This is a genomic window from Ligilactobacillus saerimneri (assembly GCF_036689625.1).
GTDB classification, from domain to species: Bacteria; Bacillota; Bacilli; order Lactobacillales; family Lactobacillaceae; genus Ligilactobacillus; species Ligilactobacillus saerimneri.
Map to the genome: position 1 here is coordinate 1114733 of NZ_CP144759.1, position 19775 is coordinate 1134507.

Genomic DNA, 19775 nt, shown 5'->3' on the forward strand with positions numbered 1-19775 from the left:
CTAGTTCACAGGTGTAATTACACCGATATCAATAACATTATACCAGAGAATAAGTATGGTTGCGCATTATTATTGGATTTTATTGTCGATCAAATATTTATAAATATTCACATCTGTGACCCTATTAAATGGCATTTGATAGCTTCGAGTGTTTGACTGAAAAATGATGCATGTTTGCCCATCTAAACTAATATCACCAAATGAGTCGTAACCAAATTCAGTACCTCTAAAATGGTACCCTGCATACTTCAAATCAATATTGCTAAAGCTTCCTTTGGTAAGACAATATGTCCCCGCAGCATAACTATTAACTTTTCCGTCTAACTGGTACATTTGCTCCGTATACTTCAGTGGTAAAAGTTTGCTAGTTACAAACGCCGCTAACATCCGGTATAAATCTCCATTCGTCATGTAGATATTACCTGTACCAAATTGGTTGGTAAAGTCGCGTTCCTCTTCTTTTACTGGTGGAGCATCTGGTCGTGTTTGATTGTAGTATCCTAGTGCGTATTGCCCAGCATACTGGTCTTTTTGTGAATAGAAAAAAGCATGCTGCAATTTTAGTGGCTTAGCAATCTGCCGTTCAAACAAATGCTCATAGGTCTGATGGCTCACTCGTTCAACAATCCCAGCCAATAGTACATAATTGCTTGGTTGATATGATGGTTTTTTAATTTGTTTGGGATCAATTTTAAAATTATCTGCCACCCATTGGACAAATTTTTTTCGGTTCATCTCTTGTTTAGGTAAAGGTGATGCAGTAACTCCTGACTGCATATTGATCATGTCTTTTAGTGTGACCTGGTTGCCATATTTTATCTGCGGGTAATACTTGCTTATTTTATCAGTTAGTTTAACCCTTCCAGCTTGAACCTGCTTCATCAACAGCATCGCAGTGATTCCTTTTTGAATAGAAGCAATTTGATAAGCAGTAGTAGCTGTATTGGGGATCTTATTTTTGCGGTCAGCATACCCTATTCCTTGTTGGTACAACAAACGCCCATGACTAATCACCGTTACCGTTCCGGTGAAATCGTGTCCTTGTAGCTGCCTTTTGACATAGGCAATTGTTTTCGGCGCAGCACTTGCCACTACTTCCTTTTGTAAATTTTGGTATACATTTACCGGTAACGTCCCAGCTACAACATTGTCATGTTGTGTTGTTTGTTTGCGTAAACTCATCTTTTTTTCTTGTTGCGGGCCTGTTTTTGTCGTATGCCAAGAAATATAGACCTTCCGCCCTAATATAATCCCTAAAGCAAAGATTACTATTAATATCAATCCTTGCTCTAGCCACGATTTCCGTGTCATCATTTCTCTTACTCTCCCTAAATATTATCCACGCAGTGAGAACTTTACGACCGCCTCACAACGTGCCGTCTGTGGAAACATGTCTACTGACTGAATGTATTCCACATCGTATACTTTTGTCAGTTGTACTAAATCACGGGCTAATGTTGATGGATTGCACGATACATAAACAAATTTGCGGGGGCGATATTTAATAATTGTTTCAATCAGTTGTTGGTCCAAACCTGTCCGTGGCGGATCCACTACTAATGCATCAGGAACAAAACCCAAACGATTCCATTGCGGAATCCACTTTTCTGCTCCACCAACCTCATATTGAACATTACTCAATCCTGAAAGACGGGCATTTACCCGCGCATCCGTAATTGCTTCCGGAATAATATCCATTCCGCGGACTTCTTTAGCATCTCGGGCAACGTACAAGCCAATGGTCCCTACACCACAATAGGCATCGATCAGGGTTTCGTTAGGTGCTAATTCTAGAGCTTTCTTTACTTCATCATACAAAACTTTAGTTTGTGTGGGATTTAATTGGAAGAAAGCGCGCGCCGACAACCGAAATGTAATTTGCCCCAACTTTTCTGTAATATATTCCTGCCCCCACAAATATTTGGTTTCTTCCCCCCACACCAACGATGTCCGTCCCGGGTTAATATTATGCATTAACGAAACCACTTCAGGTAGTCTGCTTTGTACCTGAGCTACAAACTGTTCCCGCTGCGGTAATTCTTTAGTATTAGTTACTAGCACTAACTGGGCTTGTCCGGTTGCAAACGATTCGCGTACAACAATCGTTTTTACCGCCCCTTTGTTGGTTTTTTCGTTGTATGTGCTCATGCCTAAACTTTGAATAATTAAACATACTGTACGGATAATTTTCATAGTCAAAGGACGTTGTGTTGAAAATGTTGGCAAATCCACTAACTGATGACTATTAGGCCGATAAAGTCCTGCTACCACTTGGCCGTTTGCATCACGTCGCACTTGAAATTGTGCTTTGTTCCGATAATAATATGGTTCGTCCATCCCTAAAGTTGGTCGAATATCGTATTCTTCATACGCACGTGGTTTAAACTTGGATAGAGCTTGCTTAATTACATCCCGCTTAAACTGTAATTGTGCTGGATATGCGAGGTGTGCTAATTCAATTCCCCCCACATCGTAATTATCCCTGGGGGTAACTCGGTCAGGGCTAACCTGCCGTATCCGATTAACCTGTGCTTGGGCATAATTTTTCTTAACCTGTGTTACCTTCGCAGTCACAATTTCACCAGGTAAAGCTTGAGGCACGAAGACAATCTTACGTTTATAGTAGCCGATGCCCTCACCGTTGATTCCCAAGCGTTTAATTGTTAAAGGAAATTTCTGACCAACATACATCTGCGTATGGCCATTTGTGCGTTTCTTTTTCATTTTTTGCTCCTTTTCTCCTGTATCTTCACCACATAGGAATATAACATAAAAATTGTTATCATAATAATATGACTATCAGCAGGAGGGATATTAATGTTTAAAAAAATAACTATGATAAAAACTCAAAAGCGTCCAGGACGCTACAATATTTACTTGGATGGTAAGTATGCTTTTGCCCTCAATGAAGATGTCTTGATTCAGTTTCACCTCACTAAAGGGATGGAACTAGATGAAGAGGCAATCGTTCAACTCAAACAAGCTGATCAAGTAGCTCAGGCTAAATCACGCGCCATTGACTACCTTTCACACCAACTACGAAGTGAACGTGAAGTCCGTATTTTTTTACAAACATTTGAACTAAAAGATACTGACGAGCAAGCGATTATTGCCAAACTCAAGGAACTTAACCTCCTAAATGACCTGAATTATGCTCAAAGTTATGTTCGCACACAGGCACGACTAAGCGACAAAGGACCTAAATATCTTCAGCAAAAGCTTCTTCAAAAAGGAATTGCTCCTGCTTTAATCACACAAGCATTGATGGAGTTTGCTCCAGCTAACCAAATAGTCAACGGAAATAAATTAGCAAAGAAGCTTGCCCGCCGGTATCAGAAAGATCCTTTCCGCGTCCAAATGCAAAAAATCAAACGTGGCTTATATCAAAAAGGATATGATAATGACATAATTGCCACTATCATTGATCAACTAAATCTTACTCAAGATGATGATGCAGAGTATGAACATCTTGTAGCCTATGTGGGTAAGCAACAAAATAAACTAGCTCGTTTAGCCCCCATCGACCGAGCTTTCAAACTTAAACAACTCCTTTACCGCCACGGATTTACGCGTGATGCTATTGATCGTTTTTTTGCCGAAAATAATGACTATTAAGTAACTATTCATTAGTAATATTTAAAGCGAAAGCCTGCCTAAAAGCTACTAACTTTGCAAGAAATTACTTTATCTTAAGCTTCTAAAGAAACAATGAGCGGAAAAGATTGAAATTCAATCTTCTCCGCTCATTTTACTTTACTATTCGTCATCTTGGTGCTTACCAACAACCTTTTGACCTTGCTGCTGAATAATATGCTTGATACTAGTTGTTTTCATCGTTATGCCGTCGTAAAAATAATATTCATTACTGGCACCAACTACAGCTCCAAAAATGATGATCCAAGCTGAATAGTTCAACCAAAACATCAACACAATAAAGGTACCAATTGTCCCATAAGACATAACACTTTTGGCAAAATATTTAATATACAGAGAGAACCCCTGTGATAAGATAAGCCACCCTGTTGTCGCCAACAACGAGCCTGGAATAATAGTTCGCAAGTGAACTCGGCAATTAGGGATAATATAATACAATGCAGTTAATACTAATGCAATCCCCATAAAAGCAGTTGGTGTTTTCAATCGCATAAACGTTTCTAACCAATCCAATGGCAAATCGAACCGCGGGATAATGTAGTCTAAAATCAATTGTCCAAAACTAAAGGCAATAAAAATAACAAAGATAATTATTCCGAAAGCAATAGTTAGAACCATTGAAACGATTCGACTAGTGAGATAACGTTGTGTTTCTTTAATCCCAAAAGAATAATTTAGCGCACGCTTAACAGCATTAATCCCACGGCTAGCAGCCCATAGCGTCAATATCCCAGTGATAGACACCAATGATACTGAACCATTTTGAAGAAAGTCCTTAATAAAGGGACCAATTAGCGCATAAACTGTTTCTGGAATCAAATAACGAACATAAGTCATTATCGTTTGAGCATTAATTCCGACAACCTTGATCCCGCTTCCCAACAAAATAAATAAGGGAAAAATTGCCAATAGAGTATAGTACGCAATGACAATTGAATAATTGTTAATATCGGCATCTTTTATGCGTTCAGCCATAATTTGAAAATACCTATGTAAATTTTGTTTAATTAATTGTAGCTTGTGCATAGAGATCCTTTCTTAATAAATGAAGAAAAGATTGGGGACGGTCCCAATCTTTTCGCCACTCATTATTCGATTTCTTGAGCCAGTTCCTTAATGTAATCTTTCAGTTCATCTTTAATTTCAGGATGACGTAATCCAAATTGGATTGAAGTCTTCAGATAACCGAATTTATATCCTACATCATAGCGCTGACCTTTAAATTCGTGAGCAAAGACCCGTTGAATCTTATTCAAACGATCAATTGAATCAGTCAATTGAATTTCGTTACCTTGGCCTGGTTCTTGAGTTTCAAGCATTTCAAAAATCTCTGGTGTTAATAAGTAACGTCCAATAATTGCTAAATCACTTGGTGCTTCATCAACGTTTGGCTTTTCAACAAATCTAGTTACATCATATAGGCCTGGCTTAGTTTCAGCAGACGGATCAATGATCCCGTATTTGTTCACTTCATCATGTGGAACTCGCATTACTGCCAAAGTAGAAGCATGGGTTTCTTCATAACGATCCATTAATTGCTTGGTCAATGGAACATCGTCTTCCATCAAATCATCACCCAGCATTACCACAAATGGTTCGTCCCCAATAAAATCCTTGGCCATTAAAACGGCATCGCCTAAGCCTCGCGGATGCGACTGCCGAATAAAGTACAGGTTGATATCCGTTGTTTCTTCAACTTTTTCCAGTAACTCATGCTTACCCTTGGCTTTTAGGTTTTGCTCTAATTCAGGCACAGAATCAAAATGATCTTCAATCGGACGCTTGTTTTTCCCTGTGATTACCAGAATATCTTCGATACCTGATTTACGCGCTTCTTCAACAATATATTGAATAGTTGGCTTGTCAATAATAGGAAACATTTCTTTAGGCACAGCTTTAGTACCTGGTAAGAAACGTGTCCCTAACCCCGCAGCAGGAATAACAGCTTTTCTAACTTTCATATAACTTACTCCTCAAATAGTAATTACGAAACTAAACCCAAACCTATCGTTAGTTTCAATCACGCTAATTATATCAAGTAACCGGTTTAATTACAAAAAAATTTCGGATAATAAGTTATTGCTACGTAAAAAACTTCCATTCATTATTGAGTGACAGTACACCCAATAATCAAGCCACCTTCTTCAGCATAAAAGCGACATAAAGCCTGACATTGTCCGATTTCAACGTGGCAGGCAGGATATTTTGCTTGAATTAATTCTTTCAATGCTTCCGCTCCCGCTAAATTGTCAGCATGGTCGATAACCAATTTTTGCTCATCAAAGTTGACCTGTTCAAGCAATGCCAACAGCTTTTTACGGGCTCCTTTGGCTCCACGACTTTTGGTCAGTTGCTCAATTTGTCCCTCAGGCGTTGCCCAACCTAACACATTAATATTCAATGCGTGTGCAACTTTGGCAATTGATTTGTTAACCCGACCGTTATTAGCTAAATTAGTTAGCGATTTAAGAATAAAAAAGACTTTAGCATGCGCTAGATAATTTTCTATTGCTACACAAATATCACTAAATTTCTGTCCCTCATTAATCAATAAACTTGCCTGATAAGCTGCCATTCGTTCTGTTGGTCCAGCAGCCCGCGTATCAAATACATATATTTTTTGGTGAGGATTTTTCTCCTGGGCCATCTCTTTGGCAACTTGCGCAGCATTATACGAACCCGACAGAGCTGCTGAAATGGTAAAAACATATACTTCATCAGCATCTCCAAATGCCTGCAAGTAGCTCTCCGCACTGGGGCAAGCTGTTTTCATTGGTATTTTTTCCATTTGTATTTTTTGCTTAAAGCTTTCCTTGTCAAAATCCGGGGTGTCCCAAAATGTTTCTTGCCCACATAGCAATGCCAGACTAACACTTTGATGGGGAATTCCATTAATGTTGTTCGCAAATATATTAGCTGCCGAATCAGTAATAATTTTTTTCATATTTTTATCTTCCTGTTCATTTTATTATCGCATTCAGCTTATATCGTATCACAAACACTGTCAACGGTTTTTAAAAAACTCTTATTAAGGTTATGCCTTGAGAAATGTTTCAAGTTTTTATATACTTTACTTATAAGTGAGGTTTTATTAATGGATCGAGAAGAAAAAATGCAACAAGCTATTCAGAAATTTCGGTTACCCCGGTATCACGAACTCCCCACAGTGGAACTATATTTAGATCAAGTAACCCTTTACCTACATGATCACCTTGCTCCTTTGGGTGACGTCAAGATCACGAGCTCAATGGTCAGCAACTATGTTAAACACAAACTGATCCAGCGTCCCGTCAAAAAGCGTTATACTGCTGAACAATTGGCTGAACTTTTCTTTATTGCAGTAGCTAAAAATGTTCTTCCTCTTAACGACCTAAAAGTTGCAATCAAATTACAACGCCAGACATACTCAACCGCAGTTGCCTATGATTACTTTGTTTGCGAACTGGAAAATGTTTTGGCTTATGTTTTTGGTCTGAAGGAAAATTTAGATGAAATTGGACATGACCATAACGAATATAAAAAAATGTTACGCAGTATCATCATGACCGTTTGTTATAAAGTATACATTGACATGTATTTTGTTGCTGCCCATACAAGCATGGCTAACGGTTAATAACAGCTAGCTAAAAAGCTCTGAGAAACCTTAATTCCCAGAGCTTTTTACATTGTTTTATTCATTTTTTGTAGCAGTAACAATTGTTGTCATCATCCACGGGCCGCCCCACCAACCGTTGAAACCAGCTCCGTGACATATCGTTTGACTAACTCCCATATCTGTCAGAGCAGTTTGGTACTCTTTACCAAAAATCAAATCAATTATTAGCAATTTTCCACCTGGTTTTAATACTCGTAAGGCCTCTTGCAGTGCCTGTTTTCGTTGCGCTTTGGTTTTGAGATTATGCAATGCAAAGCTTGTCACAATCTTGTCAAAACTCTGATCAGCAAACGGAAGATTTAGTATATTAGCCGTTTTGACTGTTGCTACTGCATCAACCTCTGCAACTTTGATATTATTTTGTGTCGCTTGCAATGAATTACGTGATTGATCTCTTTGACTCCAAATATCAATCCCTGTCACTTGACCAGGAGCTCGTAAATACTTTGCCACTTCCAATAGTAAAAAGCCATGCCCAGTTCCTAAATCTAAAACCTGGTCTGTTGGCTTGATGGCTAATTGCTTGATTGCGGTTATTCCGATCTGATACTTGCCACGCGTTGTCGTATGCCAATATGTGGCAGCTGAACACAGAACCAATAGCCCCCAAAGATAATTCAGGACAATTCCTGATCGCCATGCTTCGAACAAAAAAATTACAGCTGCGACTAACATACCTAATAGTCCCCAAGGTGCATCAATTCCCTTAGTAACTCTTTTCATTTTCCCGTCAATCCTTTCAATCAATTCTCCAATTTTTATTCCTACACTCTGTCTACTAGTATACGTATAAATGTAATTAGATCAACTAGACTTGGGTTTAGTGAATTAGTCGCAACTGTTGCTTTAAACTGTGATAAAAATCACATGGATCTAACTCTTGCAGCCCTGAAACTTGCCCATCCCCCATCTCCATAATTATTAGTTTTCCATCTGCTCTTCGTGCAACATCAAGTGTAACCAGACCACTTGCTATCTTTTGGGCGCTTTGCTTCAACCACTGTCGTTCCTCCAGCGTTATCCCCTGTCCTTCGCCATGAAGCCAGTAATCATCCAATGTCATGATTGTTCCTCCAAAAATAAAGAGGCGATACTCTTCAGAAAGAGGCATGCCACTTTGTGCATGGTAACCCACTTGCTGTAATCGCTCAAATTTGCGGAGGACTATCCCACCGACCAAGCTTTCCCCCTGACGGTGAATGAAATTGTTGATTACCCGTAGAGCTTCATCCCGATTTTTAATATCAGGAATATATGCTGCATCATACCACTCATGCTTACGGCTTTTAACATAATCTTTAACAATATATTTCCCCTTAAGGGGCGCTATTAGCTTAGAAATACTCTCTGGAGTAACGCTTTTAGTCCAATAGGATAGGGGCGTTTGCCCCCTTTCTATATCTGGGTACCAGTTAGGTAATAAATGATAGTGTTCATATGCTTCGGGATCATTAAGTAAATATATTCCCCTATCTGCAAGTAACTGATAAAATCTACGGTAAACTTCAGGACGTAACATCCACCCACGATAAATCATGACACCACTGACTTTCCCCAATAACTTTAACTTTCCTGCTTGTAAAGCATCATAGTCAATTAACGCACATGGAAAATCATCCTTGACTGCCAGATATTCATCCTGATAATCATCATCTGGTTTTCGGGATGTTAGCGGATGGGCACAAAAGATAAAGCCAATTTGTTGCTTATCGCGAGTAAGGATATTTCCTACAACCCGCGCACCACTTAACGACTCTAACATTATCATTGTTTGTAGCTCGCTATATTTGCAAGTGGTTAAAGCCTCAGTCCGGTAACGCATGTGAGCAATGCCTTTAACTCGAAACGGTTGTCCCGCTAGATCATATAGCACCATTCTTGGAGCAATTTTCGCCAGTTCCTTATTTCTTATTGTATAGAGCAATTCTCTCGTTTGCGTCTTTATTTGTGTACAGTAGTACACTCTTACTGGCTCACCTTCCTGCATGATTTTCCTCCCATTATATTTAATGAAGCTTTTTCTCTAGTTCCAACGGTAATTTAGGATTGAAAGAAATTGGTGCTCCCTGTTCTTTTTCCAGCTGCTTAACCGCTTTGTACCACTCTTTTGCCCCATAAACCCAGTGCTTTCTCTTTTTCTTCATCTTCAAAGCCGTCCGCAGTTCACGCGCTTTCAAATAATACGGATATTTAACTTTAAGCATCATATTCTGCCCGTAAATGACCACTCCTTCCTCGTGAGGATTGGCTTGCCTATCCTGCTCAATATATGTTGTCAATTCTGTCAAATTATTAGCAACATGATACGTTCCCAAACTTGACCAAAGTTCGCTATACTGATCCATAAGATCCAGCCGAACCCGTCCTTTTTCATCATTATCGATAATTGCCAATGGGATAGCCAAATAATCTTTACCACTAGTCGAATAGTCAACAATATGCTCATTATTTTGCACATCAATAATCTCAAAAAGAACTGATGTCTGCTGATTTACACTTTGTGCGTAATATTGCTTCAATTGATCATTTGTCTGGTTGACAGCAAATGCCCGCTGAATTATCTCCGCGTACCGCTGAGACCCACCTTTAGTAAAAGCACGAACTTGATTAACAGTATGATCCCAGAACGCAATCGCTAAAAAGCCATTATACTTACGATAGATTCGTGCTGGAAATCCAACATTCTCTATTCGAGCTTCCGGAGTTTGTCCCACATTAAAGAACTTTTTAAAGCCTCGTCCAACAATTTCATTTTCCCGAGTAAAAAGTCCCCGTGCATTGGTGGTATTAGGCGTCCACCGGTTATTGTTAAACACTTCCCGTGTAAAGTTATTAGCAATAATCCCAGAAGTTAACTCCACCTGGCGAATATCAGGATCCCTTTGTAACTGCTCTACAAAATTTGGCAAATCCTGACGCTTTAGTGCATACGGGGTACAGCACACTTGATTATTAATGCCTTTTTTAGTTAAGGTGACGTAACGTAGCTCGTTGTCGGCTGTTAAATTGTAAATAGTTGTATATTGGGTCAATGCAACATTAAAGTTATTCCGATGTCCATGAAGCTGCACTACATCATCCGATGGTGAAGTCTGGTTCCACAATTCATCGACATTTCTTGCATATGGATCTGGTGCAACCCCAAGAGTGAAGCTCCTTTCTTCAGTTAAATACAAGGAAAACTGATCGTTGGTCCATAATGCAGGTTCAATTCCCGCGTGACTTACAAAATATCTTTGGGGAATATTGTTCTTTTTACCAAAGGTAAGAGCAACATATGGAACTAGCCGCTTGATATAGGCTGCTAATAAATTGTCTAACTGTTCTTTGCTTCCTACTTGTTCTAAGAGTTGGGGATAAGTATGCCGTCCAAACTGTCCATTTAATTTTCCTGTCGTAAGATATTCATCAATTCGATCCTCGTGATTACCCCGAATAAAAAAGAGATTATTTCCCTTAAGCCGGTTAATAAATTCTAAGACAGCAAGGTTTTGGGTTCCGCGATCCAATATATCACCACAAAATATATATGCAGTTCCTCGTTGGTGGTCTGCAAATATTTCTTGGAGACCAGTGTGCTCACCATGAATATCGCCAATTATTTTGATGCGTTCAAACCGATTGAAATCTTGATAACTAACATTTGTAAGTGTGGTGCGAATTAGGTGCTGACAATCTTCGGGACTGATTACCTTCAGTTCCTGTAAAGCATCATTCTTCATCTGAAAATACCGGTCAATATATTTGCTGATAACTTGCTGCCCCACAAAACGTTGCTGCTGCTTTTTTCGTTGCTTATCCCGCTGAGCTAATTTAGCAATCATTGTTTGCGGATCATGGTGACATTTTTCATAAAGAGCACGCATAAAGTCTACTACTATAATTTGATAATGGTATTTTCGCGCCAACTTACGATATTCGCGAAAAGCCCCACGATACAAGTGTGTGCCATCAACAAATGTTGTTATCCCCGTTTGCATCCGGTGTTCGACCATTTTATAAACTGTTTGCCACACAAAAGTTTCATTAGCAGAGGCAATAGCATATCCGTTCAATTCATCTGCTTCTAATCTAGTTTGAAAACTTCCTGCTAATTCACGGACATTATCTGTGGCAACAGTATATTTTTCTAAGTGATTATTTTGAATAAAGGTTGACTTACCGCTTCCTGGAGCTCCATATGTAAGAAATAAGTATCTCATCTTTCACCCTCCTCTTTACATTATTAGTATGCAGTAATTATGAAATATCAATATCATGTAGTTTGTGATACTGCTGATCTAAACTAGTAATAATATCTTGCTTTAGCAGAGTAATTTTCTTTGCTAAGCCTTCCCAACGAAACTTATTAGCAAACCGATCCTCATATGAGGCAGTTTCAGCAATATTGATGTGTTTGAGAGCTTCAAAATCATCTGCTTTTATCCCCGCACCATAGAAATATGCCCGTGCTAACCGGTAATGAATATCAGAAATAATGTCATCCTCATCTTCATTCATAAATGCTGCCTGCTGATAGTACAAGAAAGCAACATTTTTATTTTGCTTAACAAAATCACCATAATAGTAAAAATCCCCGATTTTATACGTTGCTTGGACGTTACCCATCAATGAAGCTTGGGTAAAATAATAGAATGCTTGCTCTTTATCAACCTTACCGGTGCGACCATACGCATACACATACCCTAGGTTATTTAATGCCCAGTGACTACCGGCAGCCGCTGCCTTTTGATACCATTTTTCGGCAGTCACATAATCCCCTTTATTGTAAAAAGTTGCCCCGTAATTATTCATTGCTTCTGCATCGCCAGACATTGCAAATTGTTTTAATTCATTAATATCCATTTTATCCACCTTCCTCGATAGCGCTTTCTAATAGCATTTTACCATGTGCAATGTACAAAAAATGGCCCTCTACTAACACTAACGTAGAGGACCAGATAATTAATCAATTAGTTATTTTTCTTAGGAATAAAGAAACCAATAATTAACCATGCTAATACCACATATGGGAAGATGTTTGCTGGCCAGGCTGGAATTGGCCATAGATTACTGTAAATTGGATAAAGCATCACAATAATCCCTAAAATTGGCGCCAAGATATGCTTCAAGAAAGAACGTTTTGATTGTTTGCCAAAATAAACAATTGCCCCAACACAAACTAAAACATAAACGAGCAATAATGCAATAACTCCCACTGAACCAAAGTAGTTGTAGTAGTCGCCAGCAGAAACTTTCTTTCCAAAACCAAAAATTGCCCAAAAAATCAACGCAGTCACCGTAATCAAATCTAGTGCGTGAGTTGGCGTAGCTTTCTTTCCTTTTAATTCACCTAACCAAGGTGTTAGGTACCCATTATTGGATAGAGCTTCTAAGACAAACGCTCCGGCGTTCAAGGCACCAAAATAACATGCAAAGTAACTTGATACAGAAGCAAAATCAATAAAGACCGCCATCCAACTTCCCATGTATTTTGTTGCTAAAAAGTTCAGTGGCGCACTTGAATTTTGCATGTCAGATAAATTACTTGTCCCAAAACCGATAATTTCAGTGTAAGAAACAACAAAATAGAAAAAGGCTGCAAAGACAACTGCCCCCAAGATAGCAATCCGGATAGCTTTTTTCGGATCATGAGCCCGCGGTGCAATCGTTGCTGAACCTTCAAAACCAGCAAATGACATCAGGGCAAAAACCATTCCCATCCCGATCCCAGTAATAGAACCATTACCTGGGTTAATCGGTTTAGTTGATAAACCAGCAGCCCCACCTTTGGCTAAAATAATTGCTGTCAAAATAATCAAGGCACCAACAGCAATGAATTCCAACGCTAAAGCAAAACGGGTAGAAAATTCAATCCCCATATGACTCAATAAGCCACCAACAATTAGCACCAATACTACGTACCATGTAATAGGAAAATGAATGCCAAAGTGCTTGAGAAATACATCTAAGAAGTTTCCTACTACAGCAGAACTACTGTATGCAAACGTAACGTAAACAAAAACAAGTAGCCAACCAGAAATGAAACCAGCCTTTTCACCTAAGGCCACTCGGTTATACGCATAAGCTGATCCTTCACCAGGAATTTCACGTCCTAACTCAATAAAAGATGATCCTACAAATAAAATCCCTAAACCTGCTAATAAAAAGCCAATTGGCGCAACAATCCCTGCGTTTTGAACAGCTCCTGCAGTATTAAACGCCATTGCTCCCGTTGGAGCCAACATTGCGACTGAAAGTCCGAGCACTTCCAGCAAATTAAGTTTTGTTTTCACTTTTCTCTCCTACTTTTCCCTTTTATTTTTCTAAATATATTCTTTCACTTGTTTGATAACAAATTTGTGCTGCCCAGTTCTTTAATTGGTCTTCTGGAACAAAATCCAGTTTTGTTAAATGCCGAGTTAGCGCCCGCTTGAAACGGTGAGCAGCTACCGCATACATCTCCCCATAGGTCGAAGCATCCGAAGCAAATAAGAAACGTGAATATGGGGCTAACTCCAAGGCTTCATCCAATACACGCTCCATAGCAGATGGACCTAAATTATCAATCAAAGAGATATCAAAATATAGATTAGGAAATACACTTGCCAGGTAACCAGCTTCGCGATGATATGGATAACAATGAAGTAGAACTACTTTCAATCCCTGATGAGACCATTCATTAAGAAAATCACGCATTAATAACGGGTTCCCCTGGTACATATCGGTATCAGCATCCCCATAGCCTACATGAAATTGCAGGGGCAACTTAGTAGCTATAATTAACGGTGAAAGATTCCAGACTAAATATGAAATCACGGTTGAACTTGTTAGCCGCGTAACCCCACTGTTCTTCCATTGTGTAAATGCTGCTTGAGCATCAGCCCGGGAAACATCTGTCAGTTTTAAGCCAAAGCGGTATGCAGCAATTGATTTAAACCCAACATATCCTTGTTGCTTGGCATTTTTAACTGCTACTTGTAACTTTTGCCACCATTCATCAAATGTAGCACTAGTTGTCATAATTTTTTCAGCCGTAGTTTCTAAGCGTAAGATAGGAGCTACTTCTGTCTGCGTCATAGCTGCTGTTTGCTCTAATGACAGAATGGCATCATCCGGAACAAAACCAACATCGATAAATAAACGTTTAAAATGATAATGGCTAAAAAGACGTTGGTTATATGCACTATATTCGGCGTCATTAGCCCAAGGTACAATCGCAGGACTACCGAATTTTTGTGCTTCGGCTTTAAATTCCCAATATGCCAGCCGATTTTTGATGTCAAACAATGGATACTCATCATCAGCTTCAGTCGACACCCGTGCCAGGCGCTCGTCACGGTTAGCTACGTTTTTGATCAGATAGTGACAATGATGGTCAACTAATGGTAACTGGTCAATATATTCATTTAGTTCCATGTCTCCTCCTAGTATGCTTGGCGATAATATTTACTGATTTCAGTAGCCGATTTCCCTTGCAGGTAAGCAACATCAGCCCGTTTTACTTTGAGATAGGTTTCAAGTCCTATATCAGAGAGCATTTCAGCAAAAAGTTTATCTTTTTCTAATGCATGCAACGCGGTGGCTAAATCGTGTGGCAACCTGCTGATTCCCCGCTCCTGGCGTTCCTGTTCACTCAACGTTGCCGGATCAAAATCAGCAGCTGCTACTGGCATAATATGATTTTTAATCCCATCCAATCCTGCTGCTAACAAGCCCGCAAAAGCGACATACGGGTTGGCCGTAGCATCTGACGTTTTTAACTCAACATTCATGCTTGCTTCCATATCTGACCAGAAGGTAGATGGAATCCGTAACGCTGCTTCACGGTTATCCTTACCATAAATTGCATATGCCGAACTCCAATGTGATGGCTGCAAGCGTTGGTATGAGTTTTCACTTGCACAAGTCAAAGCAAGCAATGCATCGAGATGGTGGAGAACACCACCAATAAACCAATAACCCACCTGACTGAGTTGATTCTTGTCAGCTGAATCAAAGAAAGCATTACGCTTTCCTTCCCACAAAGAAACGTGGATATGCGCCCCACTCCCAGAAGAAGTAACTAACGGCTTAGGTGCAAATGATGTTTGCAATCCATATTTTTTAAGGGTTGTCTTAACAATCCGCTTAAACCAAATTTCGTTGTCCGCAGCTGTCACTGGATCTGTCGGAGCCATTGGTAATTCGTGTTGCCCTGCTCCAGCTTCTGGATAGTATTCAATTGGCTTAATTCCCACCTGCTTGAGATTAGTAACTAACTCAGGTAAAAATTCATATGCTCGCTCCATTGATTCAGTAGCAAAACAAATTTCTGGGTCGTCAGGGTGCCAGTTTCCCTCTTCATCCTGGTTAAATAAGGTAAACTCATTTTCATATGTCATTTGAATGTCATAGCCCAGTTCAGCATATTCGGCAACAACTTTCTTAAGCGCTACCCGTCCGTCAAATGAACATGGTTCATGTTCCAGTGTGGTATAGTCGCACATCACTGTAGCTATTTTTCCACCGGGAAGAATCCGCAATGAACTAAGATCAGGAACTAAACGATACTCACCAATCGCGTTCATTCCTTCAACTGCAACAATTTCATCCCGCATTGTAGAAGCAGGCATCGCTTTGGTGATCCCCATCCCATCAGTGAGACGATTGCCAACAGCATCAATGAACATCGTCTTACCACGGGCGATCCCAGTATAATCAACGTAAATGAATTCTAATAAGATAACACCTTTACTTTTTAAATCTGCAAGAATTTCTTCTGGCATTATGATCCCTTCTTTGCTTTATTTACCCGGTCGATAAAATTAGTGAAAACTGTAAATTGATCGGGATACTTATTAAATAAGTTTTCTGGATGCCATTGCACGGCAACGATTTGATCAGAGTCACGTGACTCTAAACCTTCGATCACTCCGTCAGGAGCAGTCGCAGATACTACTAATTCTGGTGCAACTTTCCATGCGGCCTGATGATGACGTGAGTTGACTTCTTGACTAGATCCCATCAACTCATGCAAAACCGTTCCTTCTTTGATATCTACTGTATGAGTCAAAAAGTTCCCGATTGTAGCTTGGGTATGTTGAATATAAGCATCCGGATTTTGAGTATGAATGTCTTGGTATACAGTTCCCCCTAAAGCAACGTTAAGAATCTGTAAACCATGGCATAAACCTAAAATCGGCTTACCAGCAGCCAATGTTTCTTTGATCAAGGCTATTTCAAATAAATCTTTGGCAATATAGGTCATCCCAATTTCTTTGATAGGTTGTTGCCCAAAGAGACGTGGATCAATATCTGGACCACCTGGAAGTAGCAAACCATCATACAATGGTGCCATTTCTTTTGCCCAGTGTGCTGCCGTCCGTTCATCATCTGGAAATGGAATGATGATCGGAATTCCGCCCGCCTTCATTACGGCTTCTTTTACATCATGGGGAGCATAAGCCGGATAGTCCCCGGGCATGCGAGGATTAACTTCGATTAACTGATCGCTTGGCATCGCAATAACAGGTTTCATCATTCATTCCTTCTTTCTTACAATTTCTCTTAAAATGCTAGCCAATTATCAGCCTAAAATCAATATAAAGGTTTAATTTTCTCTGAACTATATTAATTAATTTTCGTAATTTTTCCTTTTACAAATAAAAACATGGATATCACTGCTATATTAAGCATGTGATATCCTTGTTTCTATTGCTTATTGTTCGACTTTTTTGTAACTTAAGCCAAGGTCAGGAAGATATGTCAGCTGATAATTGTCTAAGAGGACTTGATTGTTTGAATCTAGACGTAAGGCTAACGTCCCGCGTAACCAGCTATCTTGTTGCCAATGAGGGTAATGCATAGCTGTTTGTTCTTCCAATTTTGCGATTGTTTTTTCTATTTTTTTATTGTCCAGTGAAAATACGCGGGGCAACTGAACCGTTTGTGCAGCGATTATTTCACTACTGAGATCTTCTAACTTCCGCCCATCAACTAGTTCGTCACCTGTACGAGATGCCCGAGTTATTATTACTTCAAGGGTTTCTTCTATATCTCTAACCGCGGCGTTAGCACGTTCATCACTGAGGTTACCCGCATCATAGTCAAGCCAGCCGTGCAAGCTTTTTCCCATCCATGGTTTTCCTATTTGAAAAGCTTGAGCTGCATTTTCTTTTTCAGTTATTTTGTTTCTAAAATGCTCGTAGTCATCCGTAAGCTTAGGAACCTCATCATTAGTACTAGTATCATATACAACTTGCACCAAATGTGAAATATCAGTTGGTAGCGTAATCTCAACCGGCAAAAAGTAATCTGTCTTTTTCAGCAAGTATTTACCATAAACAGCTTCATTACCATCACCATAATTTCCATACTTAGAAATCCCCAAAACATACAATTTAGGCGTTGTAAAGGTTTGTGGGCGTTGCAAAGTATGTCGATGCAATCGTCCGGCTCTTTGTAAGAGCAAATCCATTGGAGCAATATCTGTAAACATCACATCAAAATCGATATCTAGTGATTGTTCCAATACCTGTGTTCCAATTACTAATAACTTATCTGGACGCTTCCCATACTTACCAATTAAAGATTGTAACTTGTCTTCAATAAGTGCACGGTCGGCAGCGACAAAACGAGAATGTACAATAATTGTTGGAAGATGTGGTGCTATTTTCGTAGCTAATTGTGCAAGTTCTTGTGCACGCTGAACCGTATTAACAATCAAACCTGCTATTCCTCCCTTTTCAAGCAGACAGGTTATTTCACTAATGAGTGATTCGTTATCAATGTCTTCGCGCACAACTTGTAATTTTTGCTCAGTCATTGGTGGAAAATCAGTAATTTGGATAAGCTGATCTCCATCTGTCATGCTCAGTAATGGGTAAGCTTCGTTCTCCTGCCAATTTTCTGGAGCAAGTTTAGGCTTTCTCTTCCCAGAATGTCCTTTCAAGTAGGCTTTAATTAACTCATTTCTTTTGTCTTTAGGTAGGGTAGCTGAAAGAACTACTACTGGCACACCATATACGCCCAACCATTCTAGTGTTTTTTGCAAATAAGAATTCATGTATGCCGAATACGCATGAACCTCATCAATAATGACAACTTTACCACTGAAACTTAAGTGCCGTAAAAATAAGTGTTTCTGCTTCAAGCCCATTAATAATAAGTGGTCGATTGTCGCTACAACGAAATTAGTTAGGATAGACTTCTTGCCATTGAACCAACTATCGACTACCACTTGTCCCGTCGAACTCAAATAATCTTTCTCTGTTTCGTCGTCCATAATTGTTTGAGCACGAGGAAGCCGACGATATTCTTTGTTTAGTGCTCTTTTTCCATGTTGTAACTGGATATCCAAAGTGATATTTTCATCCTGAGCAATGCTGTCAGTCCACTCCTTTACCCGACTAAACATTGCATTAGTAGTGGCTTGTGTTGGCAAACCAATAAAGACCCCTGATAGTCCCTTTTGTCCCGCTAATTGTTCAGCTGCAGCCAAAGCAATCTCTGTTTTTCCAATTCCCATTGGCGCTTCAACAATGATAATCCCAGGATCTTGGAGATTACCAATTGCATCCGTCATCTTTCCTTGAACAGGACGAACATTGGTAAAACCCCACCGCTTAGCATATAATTCTTTTCCATCAATAATTCGCTGTGGACTCCACCGACTGGTACGCTCCCAAGTTATCATTGCATTTTGAAAGCGCGTTTGAGTATCAATACCATCATAGGTAGTGGTCAAGGGAAATAAGTTAAACAATTCCACCTGATCATCTGAGTATTCAGTAGAGGCCAGCCAGTCAGCCATAATTAAAAGTCCCTCAATAATAACAGCCTGTGGTTTGGGTATCATTTGAGGAATCTCAGAAATATCACTATAACCTGAACTTCGTAGTGCTTCTTCAAATAATTCTTCTTGCACGCTTTGCCACTTAAGTGAAATTTCTCCACTACTAGAATCAACTTGCCAATAGTTTTTTTCGTAGTTGTTTAATTGTCCTTGAGGATGTTCATTTTTTCGCAGAGGCTTTCCATGATGCCCACCGATAATTGCACTGATTGTTTCTGGAACACCCCAATATGCTAATAATGCTTCTCCCGCTACTGTGTGAGGAGATTTATTAGGCTCGGCCAAATATACCTGATCTAAATCGGTAAACCCACTTTGAATCAGCCGTTCTATTAATTCCTGATCCAATTCAGGAGCAGGATTAAACCGATATGATTTTTTTGTTTGAAAAGCTGGTGTAGCCTTCCCAATATCATGAATAAAACCAATGAATTTGATTAATCTTTGCACTACAGCGTCATCATCTGTATCGAACCCTTGCCGTAAAAAAGTACGTTGTCCATCGTTTAACCAATGTAAGTATAAATAGTTGATAACATTTTGGGTGTCGATTAGATGAACCAACAACGGTAACCATAATTCTCTTCCATTATCATTACGCTTTTTGGCCCACAGAGTTTTTGTTCGTTGTGATACCATTGTGAATTCCTT

Annotated in this window: 16 protein-coding genes; 2 read left to right on the plus strand and 14 right to left on the minus strand. The window is 39.5% G+C overall.

The window, feature by feature from the left end; translation table 11 throughout:
- Nucleotides 1–69: 69 nt before the first annotated feature.
- On the minus strand, nucleotides 70–1314 hold the full coding sequence (locus V3C97_RS05440) for a serine hydrolase domain-containing protein (RefSeq protein WP_338433945.1): 1245 nt from the start codon (nucleotides 1312–1314) through the stop codon (nucleotides 70–72).
- Nucleotides 1315–1335: 21 nt separating this feature from the next.
- Entirely contained in the window at nucleotides 1336–2724 is a 1389-nt protein-coding gene (rlmD, locus tag V3C97_RS05445) for a 23S rRNA (uracil(1939)-C(5))-methyltransferase RlmD (protein ID WP_338433946.1), read from the minus strand.
- Between the two features lie 93 nt (nucleotides 2725–2817).
- On the opposite strand from rlmD, the gene recX reads away from it, so the two are divergent.
- Nucleotides 2818–3615, plus strand: coding sequence for a recombination regulator RecX (gene recX, locus V3C97_RS05450; RefSeq protein ID WP_338433947.1), 798 nt, complete (start codon nucleotides 2818–2820; stop codon nucleotides 3613–3615).
- 141 nt (nucleotides 3616–3756) lie between these two features.
- On the opposite strand, the gene V3C97_RS05455 is transcribed toward recX, so the two are convergent.
- The 3 genes from V3C97_RS05455 to V3C97_RS05465 form a co-directional block, all read right to left on the minus strand.
- Nucleotides 3757–4629, minus strand: a complete 873-nt coding sequence (locus tag V3C97_RS05455; RefSeq protein ID WP_157787042.1) for a YihY/virulence factor BrkB family protein — start codon at nucleotides 4627–4629, stop codon at nucleotides 3757–3759.
- Nucleotides 4630–4742: 113 nt separating this feature from the next.
- Nucleotides 4743–5615 carry a UTP--glucose-1-phosphate uridylyltransferase GalU gene (gene galU / locus V3C97_RS05460; protein ID WP_009554028.1) on the minus strand — a complete coding sequence of 291 codons (873 nt, stop codon included), beginning with the start codon at nucleotides 5613–5615 and terminating at the stop codon, nucleotides 4743–4745.
- A gap of 143 nt (nucleotides 5616–5758) precedes the next feature.
- Nucleotides 5759–6598 carry a DegV family protein gene (locus V3C97_RS05465; protein WP_338433948.1) on the minus strand — a complete coding sequence of 280 codons (840 nt, stop codon included), beginning with the start codon at nucleotides 6596–6598 and terminating at the stop codon, nucleotides 5759–5761.
- 150 nt (nucleotides 6599–6748) lie between these two features.
- On the opposite strand from V3C97_RS05465, the gene V3C97_RS05470 reads away from it, so the two are divergent.
- Nucleotides 6749–7267, plus strand: a complete 519-nt coding sequence (locus V3C97_RS05470; RefSeq protein WP_338433949.1) for a DUF1836 domain-containing protein — start codon at nucleotides 6749–6751, stop codon at nucleotides 7265–7267.
- A 57-nt stretch (nucleotides 7268–7324) separates the two neighbouring features.
- On the opposite strand, the gene V3C97_RS05475 is transcribed toward V3C97_RS05470, so the two are convergent.
- From V3C97_RS05475 to cas3, 9 genes are all read right to left on the minus strand, one after another.
- Nucleotides 7325–8032: a class I SAM-dependent methyltransferase gene (locus tag V3C97_RS05475; RefSeq protein ID WP_338433950.1), complete on the minus strand. Its 708-nt coding sequence runs from the start codon at nucleotides 8030–8032 to the stop codon at nucleotides 7325–7327.
- A gap of 97 nt (nucleotides 8033–8129) precedes the next feature.
- A complete protein-coding gene (locus tag V3C97_RS05480; RefSeq protein ID WP_338433951.1) occupies nucleotides 8130–9077 on the minus strand; it encodes an ATP-grasp domain-containing protein in 948 nt (315 codons plus the stop codon).
- A gap of 238 nt (nucleotides 9078–9315) precedes the next feature.
- Complete coding sequence (locus tag V3C97_RS05485; protein ID WP_338433952.1) at nucleotides 9316–11511, minus strand: RNA ligase; 2196 nt, start codon at nucleotides 11509–11511, stop codon at nucleotides 9316–9318.
- A gap of 37 nt (nucleotides 11512–11548) precedes the next feature.
- Nucleotides 11549–12154: a tetratricopeptide repeat protein gene (locus tag V3C97_RS05490; protein ID WP_338433953.1), complete on the minus strand. Its 606-nt coding sequence runs from the start codon at nucleotides 12152–12154 to the stop codon at nucleotides 11549–11551.
- A gap of 107 nt (nucleotides 12155–12261) precedes the next feature.
- Nucleotides 12262–13584 carry an APC family permease gene (locus tag V3C97_RS05495; protein WP_338433954.1) on the minus strand — a complete coding sequence of 441 codons (1323 nt, stop codon included), beginning with the start codon at nucleotides 13582–13584 and terminating at the stop codon, nucleotides 12262–12264.
- Between the two features lie 22 nt (nucleotides 13585–13606).
- Complete coding sequence (locus V3C97_RS05500; RefSeq protein ID WP_338433955.1) at nucleotides 13607–14707, minus strand: amidohydrolase family protein; 1101 nt, start codon at nucleotides 14705–14707, stop codon at nucleotides 13607–13609.
- 8 nt (nucleotides 14708–14715) lie between these two features.
- The gene (locus V3C97_RS05505) at nucleotides 14716–16059 is read right to left on the minus strand and encodes a glutamine synthetase family protein (protein WP_422392860.1); all 1344 of its coding nucleotides are present in this window, start codon (nucleotides 16057–16059) and stop codon (nucleotides 14716–14718) included.
- Entirely contained in the window at nucleotides 16056–16808 is a 753-nt protein-coding gene (locus V3C97_RS05510; protein ID WP_338434550.1) for a gamma-glutamyl-gamma-aminobutyrate hydrolase family protein, read from the minus strand. The genes V3C97_RS05505 and V3C97_RS05510 overlap by 4 nt, the downstream gene beginning before the upstream one ends.
- 180 nt (nucleotides 16809–16988) lie before the next feature.
- Nucleotides 16989–19763 carry a CRISPR-associated helicase Cas3' gene (gene cas3 / locus V3C97_RS05515; RefSeq protein ID WP_338433957.1) on the minus strand — a complete coding sequence of 925 codons (2775 nt, stop codon included), beginning with the start codon at nucleotides 19761–19763 and terminating at the stop codon, nucleotides 16989–16991.
- Nucleotides 19764–19775 lie beyond the last annotated feature (12 nt).